9 protein-coding genes are annotated in these 12573 nt (G+C 63.5%); 5 read left to right on the top strand and 4 right to left on the bottom strand.

The window, feature by feature from the left end:
• Positions 1-13 precede the first annotated feature (13 nt).
• The 4 genes from Q7V46_RS00990 to Q7V46_RS00975 form a co-directional block, all read right to left on the bottom strand.
• Entirely contained in the window at positions 14-484 is a 471-nt protein-coding gene (locus Q7V46_RS00990; RefSeq protein WP_304911633.1) for a hypothetical protein, read from the bottom strand.
• The gene (locus Q7V46_RS00985) at positions 481-1149 is read right to left on the bottom strand and encodes a hypothetical protein (protein WP_304911632.1); all 669 of its coding nucleotides are present in this window, start codon (positions 1147-1149) and stop codon (positions 481-483) included. The genes Q7V46_RS00990 and Q7V46_RS00985 overlap by 4 nt, the downstream gene beginning before the upstream one ends.
• A gap of 146 nt (positions 1150-1295) precedes the next feature.
• Positions 1296-1880, bottom strand: coding sequence for a hypothetical protein (locus Q7V46_RS00980; protein WP_304911631.1), 585 nt, complete (start codon positions 1878-1880; stop codon positions 1296-1298).
• 201 nt (positions 1881-2081) lie between these two features.
• Positions 2082-2591, bottom strand: a complete 510-nt coding sequence (locus tag Q7V46_RS00975) for an Lrp/AsnC family transcriptional regulator (RefSeq protein WP_304911630.1) — start codon at positions 2589-2591, stop codon at positions 2082-2084.
• A 181-nt stretch (positions 2592-2772) separates the two neighbouring features.
• On the opposite strand from Q7V46_RS00975, the gene Q7V46_RS00970 reads away from it, so the two are divergent.
• From Q7V46_RS00970 to Q7V46_RS00950, 5 genes are all read left to right on the top strand, one after another.
• Positions 2773-6363, top strand: coding sequence for an indolepyruvate ferredoxin oxidoreductase family protein (locus tag Q7V46_RS00970; RefSeq protein WP_304911629.1), 3591 nt, complete (start codon positions 2773-2775; stop codon positions 6361-6363).
• A gap of 120 nt (positions 6364-6483) precedes the next feature.
• Positions 6484-6807: a preprotein translocase subunit YajC gene (yajC, locus tag Q7V46_RS00965; RefSeq protein WP_304911628.1), complete on the top strand. Its 324-nt coding sequence runs from the start codon at positions 6484-6486 to the stop codon at positions 6805-6807.
• A 111-nt stretch (positions 6808-6918) separates the two neighbouring features.
• Entirely contained in the window at positions 6919-8805 is a 1887-nt protein-coding gene (secD, locus tag Q7V46_RS00960) for a protein translocase subunit SecD (RefSeq protein ID WP_304911627.1), read from the top strand.
• 96 nt (positions 8806-8901) lie between these two features.
• Positions 8902-9864 carry a protein translocase subunit SecF gene (gene secF, locus Q7V46_RS00955; protein WP_304911626.1) on the top strand — a complete coding sequence of 321 codons (963 nt, stop codon included), beginning with the start codon at positions 8902-8904 and terminating at the stop codon, positions 9862-9864.
• Between the two features lie 82 nt (positions 9865-9946).
• Entirely contained in the window at positions 9947-12331 is a 2385-nt protein-coding gene (locus Q7V46_RS00950) for a DUF1631 family protein (RefSeq protein ID WP_304911625.1), read from the top strand.
• The last annotated feature ends 242 nt before the right edge of the window (positions 12332-12573 follow it).

The following is a 12573-nucleotide window of genomic DNA, read 5'->3' as shown; positions in this document are numbered from 1 at the left end:
GTTGAAGGCGGGTTCAGTCCGCGTCGAACTCGAAATGAAAGTTCAGGCGGCGCGTCTGGCTTTGCCAGTCGGCCTGGGAGCGCAGGCGCACCTGAAACTGGTCCTCCAGGGTGGCGCCGCGAAGCGTGCCGGCGAACACCAGCGTGCGCTCGCCCGAGATCAGGCGGCCGGGTTGCATACGGCCCTGGGTGGTCCACACCGCTTCCATGGTGGACGCTTCGTCGCGCGGCAGCACCATGTAGACGCGCCCGCTGCGACCGACCCAGTCACGGGTGTCGATGCGGATGTTCACGGTCACCCAGGCCTCCATGGCGCCTGCGTTCGTCTGGCCACGAGCCACCGGCAGCCACTGCATCTGCACATTGGGGGGCACCGTGTGGCTCATCGAGTCGTCCAGCCGCTGGGGGTCGGCCAGGGCGGACCCGAACAGCAGCAGCATGCCCAGTCCCGCCACCCACAGGCGAACGCCTCTTGACCGGGTCATGGCGCGGTCAGCGTGTAGGTCACGCGGGCGTTGTAGGTGCCCGCCGGGCGCACCACATTGTTGGCGTAACGGAAGGTGTGGCAGTTTTCGATGTAGGTGTTGCCGGGCAACGTGGCCAGACTCTGGGTGCCCCCGTTGAAGGTCCCGGCCGGAATCACGTTGGGTAGGCCACTGCCTGGTGCCGCCACGGTCCAGCTGATCTGGGAGATCGGAATGGTGTCGCCATTGGCATTGGTGAGGGAGGTGGGCGAGGCGACGGAGAGGATCGCGCTGCCACTGTTGTTGCCCGGCCGCCGGTAGCCCGCACCGACCATGACCTGGCTGGCTGGCGTGGGACAGGTGATGTTGTTGTCACCATAGAGGCTGGTCGACTGGGTGCTGTCGCTGGTCATCGCCAGCGATGTGCCATTGCCCAGTTGCGCCAGTGGCACGCTGACCTGCACCAGGTTGATGGGACCGCTGACGCCCCCGGTGCCATTGAGCGTGCCCGAAGGTCCACTCAGGTTGCCGTTGCCCACATGCAGGAACAGGCGGCGCCCGCCCGAGGTGATCGTCAGCGACCAGGCATGGGCCGCCGCCATTTCGGCGGCGCACAGGAGCGCCAGGCAGGCACCGGCCAGGTATCGCATCCTGCGGTTGCCATCGATTCGCTGTAACGATGTCATCGGGCGGTTGAGGCTGGGTGTGCGGGAGGAAGCGCGCAGCCTGCGATGTCCGGCCAACCCCTGAGGTTGGCCCCGGACTTGTTCCTCGGGATGCCAGAGGCCGCAAGCTGGATTGCCGGGTTTTTGCACACCGGCGATCGGTGCCTTCAGGGCATCGTGGCGGTGTAGGTCACGCGGCCCGTGTAGGTACCGAAGGCGGGCTCAGCGGTGTTGGCGTAGGAATAGGTCCAGTTCGCCGTCTGGTTGGTCACCCGGCCGGCCGCCGTGGGCGCGCTGGTGCCGCCGCCGAAGGTGGGGGCCGCAAATGCCGTGTTGTCCGACGTCACCGTCAGTTGGGAGAAGGGAATCGTGTCGGTTCCACTGGTCAAAACCGTCGGGTTGGTGGCGGTGATGGTGACCTGGCCGTCGTTGCCGAAGACGCGCACCGGAATCGCCGCGCCGGCTGGCGTGGGTCCGTCGTTGCTGATCAGGCCAGCGGCTGCACCGGTACCGACTGCGAGCGGATTGCTCGTGAAATCAAACGTCAGGGTGTTCACGGCGCCGTTGGTGGCCAGGGGGGTGGCTGAACCTGTGCCCACGCCCAGGAACAACACCCGTGGAATGACCACGCGCAGGTCCAACCGGGCGGTGGCGTTGCCGCTGCCCGTCACCAGTTCGGATTCGGCCTGGACCATGAACGGGGAGGCCAGGGCCACGGCCAGGGCAGAACGGACGAGGAGGTTCTTTTTCACGACGTTTCCTTCTTGTGGGTGGCCAGGCATCGCTCTGAGGTCTTTCAGCTACGTATCTGGCTCGGTTTGGGTGGGCGAATGGTAGGCAAAAGCACATACCGGGGCAAGCCAGAAAGCGGAAAAAATGCACATATTCAAAGACTTGCCGAGTTTTTTGGTTCCAGCGGCAGAGGTTTGACGACAAACGGTTGCAAAAAAGCCTCAAGTTCTCGTTCGAGTTGCCGTGGCTAGGCTTTTGGTAGTCAGGTGCGACAGTGGCAGAGCACTGGGTGACTTGACCTCTCCAAGCGAAAAGCTGGTGTGCAGGTCCTTCACGTTGGGCAGGTTGAGCAACACCTCGCGCGCAAAAGCGCTGAAGTGGTTCAGGTCGCGACTGACCACCTGAAGCTCGAAGGTGCCCGAGCCGCTGATGTAGTGGCAGGACACGATCTCCGGAATGCCCCGGATGGCGGCTTCCAGTTCGCGGGTCACGTCGCCGCTGTTGCGCTGGGCGTCCAGCCGCACGAACGCCAGCACCCCCAGGCCGATCTTTTCGCGGTTGAGTTCGGCGCGGTAGCCGGTGATGAAGCCCGCCTCTTCCAGCGCACGCACCCTGCGCCAGCAAGGCGCGGCCGACAGGCCCACGCGCTGGGCCAGTTCGGCGTTGGTCAGGCGGCCGTCCGACTGCAGTTCTTCCAGGATGGCGAGGTCGAACTTGTCAAGTGTTTCCATATATGCGCCTTTGAAGCAAGATACTTGCTATTGGATCGCAAAAACGGGCACGAAAAGCAAACACCTGTCGCCGCTCGGGTCATACACTGTGCGTCAAACTCAAGACAGCCAGTGCCCACCCGGCGCTGGCTGCACAAACCCATCCGCCCACGAAGCGGCCCCACGCTCTGGAGACAAAAACATGAATGCCCCACTGCCCGAACACATCCGCCAGGCCCTGGAATCCGTCAGCCTGGATGACAAATACACGCTGGATCACGGCCGTGCCTTCATGAGCGGCGTGCAGGCACTGGTGAAACTGCCCATGCTGCAGCGCCAGCGCGATGCCGTGGTCGGCAAAAACACAGCGGGCTTCATCAGCGGCTACCGGGGTTCGCCGCTGGGCGGCTACGACCAGGCCCTGCAAAAGGCTGCGCCCCACCTCAAGGCGCAGAACATCGTGTTCCAGCCCGGTGTGAACGAAGAACTGGCCGCCACCGCGCTGTGGGGCACCCAGCAACTGGGCTTTGCGCCGCCGGGCAGCAACAAGTTCGACGGTGTGTTCGGCATCTGGTACGGCAAGGGCCCGGGCGTGGACCGCTGCTCCGACGTGTTCAAGCACGCCAACATGGCTGGTACCACCCCCTGGGGCGGCGTGATCGCGGTGGCCGGCGACGACCACGTGGCCAAGAGCTCCACCGCCGCCCACCAGAGCGACCACATCTTCAAGGCCTGCGGCCTGCCGGTGTTTTTCCCGTCCACGGTGCAGGACATCCTGGACCTGGGCATTCACGCCTTTGCCATGAGCAGATTCAGTGGCGTGTGGGCCGGCATGAAGACGATCCAGGAAATCGTGGAGAGCAGCGCCACCGCCATGATCGACCCCGAACGCGTCAACATCGTGATCCCCGAATTCGAAATGCCCCCCGGCGGCTTGCACATCCGCTGGCCCGATGCGGCACTGGAGCAGGAGGCCCGGCTGTTCGACTACAAGTGGTACGCCGCGCTGGCCTACATCCGCGCCAACAAGCTCAACCACAACGTGATCGCTGGCCCGAACGACCGCTTTGGCCTGATCGCCAGCGGCAAGGCCTTCAACGACACGCGTCAGGCCTTGCTTGACCTGGGCCTGGACGACGCCACCTGCCAGCGCATCGGCTTGCGCCTGCACAAGGTCAACGTGGTGTGGCCGCTGGAGGCACAGACCACGCGCGAATTCGCGACCGGCCTGCGTGAGATCCTGGTGGTGGAAGAAAAACGCCAGGTCATTGAATACCAGATCAAGGAAGAGCTCTACAACTGGCGCAGCGACGTGCGCCCCAACGTGCTGGGCAAGTTCGACGAAGGCGAAGGCGACTTCAGCGGCGGCGAATGGAGCGTGCCCAACCCCAGCGCGCACACCCTGCTGCGCGCCAACGCCGACTTGTCGCCCGCCATCATCGCCCGCGCGGTGGCGCGCCGCCTGCGCAAGCTTGGCCTGCCCGAAGACGTGCAGGCACGCATTGATGCGCAGCTCGCCATCCTCACCGCCCAGGAACAATCCATGCAGACCCTGCTGACCCAGGGCGTGCAAGGCGCTGAGCGCCAGCCCTGGTTCTGTTCGGGCTGCCCGCACAACACCAGCACCAAAGTGCCCGAAGGCTCGCGCGCCATGGCTGGCATCGGCTGCCACTTCATGTCGATCTGGATGGACCGCGCCACCGTGGGCTTCACCCAGATGGGCGGCGAGGGCGTGCCCTGGATGGGCCAGCAGCCTTTCAGCAACGAGCAGCACGTGTTCGCCAACCTGGGCGACGGCACCTACTTCCACAGTGGCCTGCTGGCGGTGCGCCAGAGCATCGCCGCCGGTGTGAACATCACCTACAAGATCCTCTACAACGACGCCGTTGCCATGACCGGTGGCCAGCAGGTGGGCGAACGGCCTGAAGGCCACAGCGTGGTGCAGATTGCGCAGAGCATGCGTGCCGAAGGCGCGGCCAAGATCACGATCGTGACCGACGAGCCCGAAAAATACGCCAGCGTGACCGGTCTGCCCAGCGGCATCGCCATACAGCACCGCGACACGCTGGACGCCGTGCAGCGCGAGTTCCGCGAGATCCAGGGCACCACGGTCATCATCTACGACCAGACCTGTGCCACCGAAAAGCGCCGCCGCCGCAAGCGCGGCACTCTGGTGGATCCGGCCAAGCGCGTGGTCATCAACGAACTGGTGTGTGAAGGTTGCGGGGATTGTGGCGTGCAGAGCAACTGCCTGTCGGTGGAGCCACTGGACACCGAGTTCGGGCGCAAGCGCACCATCAACCAGAGCAGTTGCAACAAGGACTACTCCTGCGTCAAGGGCTTCTGCCCGAGCTTCGTCACCGTGGAAGACGGCCAGCTTCGCAAAAAGGACAAGAGCGGCGCCAAGGCCGAATGGACCGGCGGTGCTTTGCCTGAGCCTGCGTTGCCGGTGCTGAGCGAAGAAGCCTGGGGCATCATCGTCGCCGGCGTGGGCGGCACCGGTGTCATCACCATCGGCCAGCTGCTGGGCATGGCCGCCCACATCGAAGGCAAGGGCATCGTCACGCAGGACGCCGCAGGCCTGGCGCAGAAGGGTGGCGCCACCTGGAGCCATGTGCTCATCGGCGCCCACCAGGACGCGATCCGCACCACGCGCGTGTCGGCCGCCTCGGCCGACCTGGTGATCGGCTGTGACCCCATCGTGGCGGCGCACAAGGAAACCTGGCAGCGCCTGCGCGCAGGGCGCAGCCATGTGGCGCTCAATGTCAGCGCCACGCCCACCGCCGCGTTCGTCAAAAATCCCGACTGGCAGAATCCGGCACAGGCCTGTGTGGACGCCTTGCTGGCCAACCTGGGCGAAGCCGCCGTGGGCGTGTTCGACGCCGAGGCCGCGTCCAGCGCGCTCATGGGCGACAGCATCTACACCAACCCGATGATGCTGGGTTATGCGTGGCAACGGGGCTGGGTGCCGCTGGGCCTGGACGCCCTGATGCGTGCCATTGAACTCAACGGCGTGGCCGTGGCACAGAACAAGACCGCTTTTGAGTGGGGGCGCCGGGCCGCGCACGACCCCAAGGCCGTGGTCGCCCTGCTGTCACCGGCCTCCGCCGGTGCCCAGGTGATCCAGTTCAAGAAGCGCGAAACGGTGGACAGCCTGGTCCAGCGCCGGGTCGAGTTCCTCACCGGCTACCAGAACGCCGCCTACGCCACCCGCTACCAGACTTTCGTGGCCCGCGTGCGCGAGCGCGAGGCGCCGTTCGGCAAATCCAGCCTGACCGAAGCGGTGGCGCGCAACCTGTTCAAGCTCATGGCCTACAAGGACGAGTACGAGGTTGCCCGGCTGCACAGCGATACCGCTTTCCACGACCGCCTGGCCAGCCAGTTCGAGGGTGATTTCAAGCTCAAGGTGCACCTGGCGCCGCCCCTCATGGCCAAGACCAACGAGAAGGGCGAGCTGGTGAAGCGGCCGTTCGGCGCCTACATGTTCACGGCCTTCCGCTGGCTGGCACCGCTGAAGTTCTTGCGCGGCACCGCGCTGGACGTGTTCGGTCGCACCGAAGAGCGCCGCACCGAACGCGCGTTGATCAGCGAATACCGCAGCACCATCGAAGAACTGCTTGAACAGCTCGATGCCGGCAATCACGCACTGGCACTGGACATTGCCCGACTGCCCGAGCAGATCAAGGGCTTTGGTCACGTGAAGGCACGCAACCTGGCGGCCACCCGCAGCCGCTGGGCCGCGCTGATGGCGCAGTGGCGCCAGCCCAACCAGGGCGCGACGCAAGCCGCCTGACGCCCGTCCGGGCCGCCGCATACAATCGCCTGTTGCGACCAGATTGCCCGGGCGGTTTCCCTGAAGGCCCTCCCGGGCCTTCGGCGTTTTTCATTGAATCGAACTTGTTGGAGATTGCCTGTGTTCATTTCCCCTGCTTACGCCCAAGCCGCTGGCGGCGATACCCAGTCCACCATGCTGGGCCTGCTGCCTCTGGTGTTGATGTTCGTGGTTTTGTACTTCGTGATGATTCGTCCCCAGATGAAGCGCCAGAAGGAGCACAAGGCCATGGTCGAAGCCCTTGCCAAAGGCGACGAAGTGGTCACCGCAGGCGGTCTGCTGGGCAAGGTGTCCAAGATCGGCGAGGCCTATATCGGCGTGGAACTTACCGATGGGGTGGAAGTCCAGATGCAACGCTCTGCTGTGGTGCAGGTGCTGCCCAAGGGCTCGCTCAAGGCGGTCTGAAAACCGTGTTCCTTCATGGGTGCGGTTCACGCGCTGCCAGCCTTGTGCCAGGCAGCGCCCGCGACCGCACCTCGTCGACTTTTTTGAGGGCCTCTGCGGCCTGACTTCAACATGAACCGTTACCCGCTGTGGAAGTACGCGATCATTTCCGTCGCGCTGCTGATCGGCCTGATCTATGCGCTTCCCAACCTGTTTGGCGAATCGCCTGCGGTACAGGTCTCGGCGGGCAAGGTGTCGGTGCGAGTGGATGGCGAGACAGCCACACGCGTGGAGCAGGTGTTGGCCGAGCAGGGCATTGCGGCCTCACTGATCCAGTTTGAAGGCAACTCGGTTCGCGCCCGCTTTGAAACCACAGACGATCAGCTCAAGGCCCGCGACGCCATTGATCGCGCGCTGAATACCGATCCGGCCGATCCCACCCATGTGGTCGCACTCAACCTGCTGCCCCGAACGCCGTCGTGGCTGGCCGGGCTGGGCGCTTCGCCCATGTACCTGGGCCTGGACTTGCGAGGTGGCGTGCACTTCATGCTGCAGGTCGACATGCCGGCCGCCCTGGTGCGTCGCACGGACGTGCTGGCCGGCGATCTCCGCGTGGCCTTGCGGGAAAAGGGCGTGCGCCATGGCGGTGTGACCCGCAGTGGGCAGACCATCGAACTGCGCGCGGCGGATGCCCAGACCCTGGAAGCCGCGAGCAACGTGATTCAAGACCAGTTTGCTGTTTTGCAGGTGAACGATGTGTCTGATGCGGCTGGCTTCAGGCTGCAGGCCACCATCAGGCCCGAGGCAGCGCGACAGGTGCAGGACCAAGCCCTCAAACAGAACATCACGACCTTGCACAACCGCATCAACGAGCTGGGCGTGGCCGAACCGGTGATCCAGCAGCAGGGTCTGGACCGCATCGTGGTGCAACTGCCAGGCGTGCAGGACACCGCCAAAGCCAAGGACATTCTGGGCCGCACTGCGACACTGGAGGTGCGCCTGGTCGACGAAAGCGCCGAAGGCCTTGCTGCGGAACGCGGCACCGGCCCGGTCCCTTTCGGATCCGAACGCTATCTTGATCGCGAGGGTCGTGCCGTGATCGTGCGCCGCGACGTGCTGCTCACAGGCGAAAACCTCACCGACGCGCAGGCCGGTTTCGACAGCCAGACACAGGAAGCCGCGGTGCACCTCACGCTGGACGCCAAGGGTGCGCGCGTGTTTCGCGACGTTACCCGCGCGAACGTCGGTAAACGGATGGCCATCATCCTGTTTGAAAAAGGGCGGGGCGAGGTCGTGACGGCGCCGGTCATCCGGACAGAAATCGGTGGGGGCCGGGTGCAGATCTCCGGTCGCATGAGCACGGTCGAGTCCAGCGACACCGCGTTGCTGCTGCGCGCCGGCTCGCTGGCTGCGCCCATGGAAATCGTCGAGGAACGTACCATCGGCCCCAGCCTGGGCGCAGAGAACATCGAGCGCGGCTTCAACAGCGTGATGTGGGGCTTCGTGGTGATCGTCGTTTTCATCAGTTTCTACTACATGCTGTTTGGTGTGTTTTCCAGTATCGCGCTGGCTTTCAATCTGGTGTTGCTGGTGGCGGTGCTGTCGATGCTGCAAGCCACGCTCACATTGCCGGGTATCGCGGCCATGGCCTTGGCGCTGGGCATGGCGATCGACTCGAACGTGCTGATCAACGAGCGCATCCGCGAAGAGTTGCGCAGGGGGGCGGCGCCCCAGACGGCCATTCAGAACGGCTATGAGACCGCCTGGGGCACCATTCTGGACTCCAACGTCACCACCCTGATCGCTGGTGTGGCCCTGTTGCTGTTCGGCTCCGGCCCTGTCCGCGGGTTTGCCGTGGTGCATTGCATTGGCATTCTGACCAGCATGTTCTCTTCGGTTTTCTTCAGTCGCGGCTTGGTCAATTTCTGGTATGGCCGCCAGCGCAAGCTCAAGTCGCTGGCGATCGGTACCGTCTGGAAACCCGATACCGGCGCTGCGGTGTCCACCAAGTCCAACTGAAGAACGGGAAACGACCATGGAATTTTTAGTTACAGCATCACATGCGCTTCGCGCATATGAGCTTCCTCTGAAAACTCCCAACAAGGAATAAATAGCATGGAGTTTTTCCGAATCCGCCGCGATATCCCGTTCATGAAACACGCGTTGGCACTCAACGCGTTCTCCACCCTTGCTTTCGTGCTGGCGGTGTTTTTTCTGGTCACCCGTGGGCTCAACCTCTCGGTGGAATTCACCGGTGGTACCGTGATGGAGGTGGCCTACGAGCAGCCTGCCGACCTGGGGGCGGTACGTCGGGTCATTGAAGGACTGGGCTACACCGATGTACCGGTGCAGAATTTCGGCACTTCACGCGAGGTGCTGCTGCGCTTGCCCACCTTGAGCGGTCAGACCGCAGGTCAGCAAAGCGAGACGGTGCTGGCGGCATTGAAGGTCCAGAACCCCACGGTCGAGCTGCGCCGAACCGAGTTCGTCGGCCCCCAGGTGGGGCGTGAGCTGGTGGAGGACGGTCTGCTCGCCTTGGCCATGGTGGTGATCGGCATCGTGATCTATCTGTCGTTCCGCTTCGAATGGAAGTTCGCGATCGCAGCCATCGTCGCCAACTTGCACGATGTGGTCATCATTCTCGGCTTCTTCGCGTTTTTCCAATGGGAGTTTTCGTTGGCGGTGCTGGCGGCGGTGCTGGCGGTGCTGGGGTATTCGGTCAACGAGTCGGTGGTGATCTTTGACCGAATACGCGAAACATTCCGGCGTCAGCGCAAGATGACCCCTGCCCAGGTGATCGATCACGCCATCACGTCCACCATGAGCCGAACCATCATCACCCATGGCTCGACCGAGGCGATGGTGTTGTCCATGCTCCTCTTTGGCGGCCCCACGCTGTTCTACTTTGCGCTGGCGCTGACCATCGGCATCCTGTTCGGTATCTATTCATCCATCTTCGTGGCGGCCTCCGTGGCGATGTGGCTGGGCGTGTCTCGCGAGGACCTGGTCAAGCCAGGGACCCGCAAGGATGGGAAAGATGGGGATCCAGATGATCCGAACGCTGGTGCTGTTGTATAAGAGCCATGTCGCCCGGGCGCCTGTCACGCTTGGCCGGATCCCATGATGGGTCGGAGCGCTTTCGTGTCATACTGAAATTATTGTGGTTTCGCCTGATCAGCACGTCTCCTCTCTTGCCAAACAGGCGCGTGAACTCTTTGTGGTTCACGTGGGTCGTGCGCTTCCCGAAATGGTCAGAGCTTGTGACGCGCGGCTGACTTCCCTCCTCGATCAGGCTGGTCCGGCACGAGAAATGCAGGATCGAAGAGACGCCTGGACCGCTTTCCAGAAACACCAGACCGCCTGGCTCAACGGCAGCCGCAAAGAATTGCAGCGCACGCTGTTGCCCAAACTCAGTACCGCCGGCAATCCCATGAGCACCGGAAGACTGGAGCTGGTGGCCGAAGGCACCATCGACGACCAGATTCTGGCCTCTCGGTTGGCCATGCGGATCCTCGACAAGTCGTCTTCCGAGCTTAACGAGCTGCGCTTGCGCATCCAGCACCTGGAGAAAAGACAGGAATTGCCACGGGGCGATGTGCTTTTGCCCGATGTGACGTCACGCATTCTTGTGGATCAATGGCTGGACGCTCAGATGACGCGGGAGGCGTGGACCATGGTGCAGGAAGCGCTCTTGCCCATCATGGCCAACAAACTGCACGAAGGATACAAGGCGGCCAACGAGTTTCTCGTGTCCAGCGGCGTCATGAAGGAAATCGACCTTCAGTCGCTGGTGAAGCGGGCGCCGGGTGCTCGAACCGATTCAAAAGCCGCACCGGAGCCGGCGGGTCGGCGGTCCGGCGATGTGTCGCGTGACGCGCCCGGATCCAGTTTGTCTTCAGCGCCTGGGTTCGGACCCGCAGGAAGCTCCGCATCCGGGGGTTTCGGTGCTTCGCGTCCCGGGTCGTCTTCCATGGGCGTACACGAAGAAACCCGTATGCTGACCAGTGCCACACCTCTCGCCCGCGCGCGCATGCGGGCGCAAGGCGTGGTGGGGCGGCTCAAACGCCTGCTCATGGACAAAATCGGCGGCGATTTTGAGGCCACCCAGTTGCTTCCCCCTTCACCAAGGTTGGAACAGGCCATGCAGCAGAGCATGGAAGTGGTTCGCGGCGAGGTGGGAGCGCCCTTCACTGGCAACATGGATGCTGCCTATGGCGTGTCGGGCGGTGGCGCGGTGCACATGGATGCCAGTCACGTGGAGCGCGCCTCCAGTGCCTTGCGCCACCGCACGGCAGAGCTCAAGCAAGCGGCGAGCACCTCCACTGAGAAGGCCACGATCGAGGTTGTGGCGCTCATGTTCCAGAGCATCCTGGCCGAAGAACGCATTCCGCCCAGTGTCCGGGTCTGGTTTGCCCGCCTGCAGATCCCGGTGTTGCGGGTGGCGTTGGCCGAGCCCGAGTTTTTCAGTGCCCTGCAGCACCCCGCGCGCAAATTGATCGACCGAATGGGTTCCTGCGTGATGGGTTTCGAAACCAACGTGGGGTCCACCGCGCTTGAGGCTGAAATCAAGCGCGTGGTGCAGGTGATCGAGCAGTATCCGGAAACCGGCCGGCGTGTGTTCCAACTCGTGTTTGACGAATTCCAGAAGTTTCTGTCGACCTACCTCAGTGAGCAGGACAGCACCAGCCGTGTGGTCAGTGTGGCGCAGCAGATCGAGCAGAAGGAAACCCTGTCGGTGCAATACACCATCGAGTTGCGCAAGCTGCTCGACGACGTGCCGGTTCGCGAGGAAGTGCGCGAGTTTCTGTTCAAGGTCTGGGTGGACGTGCTGGCGGTGGCCAGCGTGAAATACGGACTCAAGCACGAAGAAACCGGCTCGCTCAAACAGGTGGCCACAGACCTTCTGTGGGCTGCAAGTGCCAAGCCCAACCGCAACGACCGCGCTCGCGTGATCCAGCAACTGCCCAGTTTGCTGCAGCGACTGCGACAGGGCATGGGGCTGCTGGGCTTCCCCGCCGGCCTGCAGGACCAGCACATCAAGTCGGTGAGCGACACATTGGCAGACGCCTTCATGTCACGCACGGAAGCCATTTCTGAAGAGAGCCTGGACAACCTCGCCAAGCGGCTGGCCAATCTCGAGGATTTTCTGCCCGAAAGCGGTGTGGGCGATCTGGATCTCGACAACGAGAGCATCGAGATGATCACGGGCGTGGATGCCAGCAACATCGAGGTGATCAATCAGGGGGGCAGCCAGCCGAGCGAAGCCATGCGCGCATGGGCAGTCGAACTGCAGATTGGTTCCTGGTTCGGTCTGGACCACAACGGCAAGCTCAACAGCGTGCAACTGGCCTGGCGCAGCCAGAGGGGCCAGCTTTACCTTTTCGTGACCAATGGTGGACGGTGTTTCCTCGTCCAGTCGGCGCGCGTGGCGGCGTATCTGCAGGCCGGTTTGCTGGTGCCCAGTGAAGACGAGGCGCTCACCGTGCGCGCCACGCGGGACGCGCTGGCCAAGCTGGATGCCAATCCTGAACGCCTGTTGAATTAGGTACCCCCCCTGCGCTGTATTCGGAGCGCCCCCCTGCGCCGCTGACGCGGCTTCCCCCCTCTCTGGCGCGCCTTCGGCGCTTGGACGGGGGACGGCATCTTGGGCCGGCGGAGGTTCTATGGTTTTCGTCAAGCGCGCAGGGCTACCCGCTGCGGGTCAAACGGTGTGCCACTGTGCCAGACGGCAAACGCAATGCGCAGCAGCTTGCGAGCCAGGACCACCAGCGCCTCGGTGGTCTTCAG

The sequence above is a fragment of the Hydrogenophaga sp. genome (assembly GCF_030651625.1).
Taxonomy (GTDB): domain Bacteria; phylum Pseudomonadota; class Gammaproteobacteria; order Burkholderiales; family Burkholderiaceae_C; genus Hydrogenophaga.
The sequence above is the reverse complement of the archived record's forward strand: the minus strand, read 5'-3'. Positions and strand labels throughout refer to the sequence as shown.

Excerpts from the sequence above, each read along its gene's own strand:
- Q7V46_RS00990 (WP_304911633.1), bottom strand. The coding sequence starts at position 484 with ATGACCCGGTCAAGAGGCGTTCGCCTGTGGGTGGCGGGACTGGGCATG.
- Q7V46_RS00985 (WP_304911632.1), bottom strand. The coding sequence starts at position 1,149 with ATGACATCGTTACAGCGAATCGATGGCAACCGCAGGATGCGATACCTG.
- Q7V46_RS00975 (WP_304911630.1), bottom strand. The coding sequence starts at position 2,591 with ATGGAAACACTTGACAAGTTCGACCTCGCCATCCTGGAAGAACTGCAG.
- Q7V46_RS00970 (WP_304911629.1), top strand. The coding sequence starts at position 2,773 with ATGAATGCCCCACTGCCCGAACACATCCGCCAGGCCCTGGAATCCGTC.
- secD (WP_304911627.1), top strand. The coding sequence starts at position 6,919 with ATGAACCGTTACCCGCTGTGGAAGTACGCGATCATTTCCGTCGCGCTG.
- secF (WP_304911626.1), top strand. The coding sequence starts at position 8,902 with ATGGAGTTTTTCCGAATCCGCCGCGATATCCCGTTCATGAAACACGCG.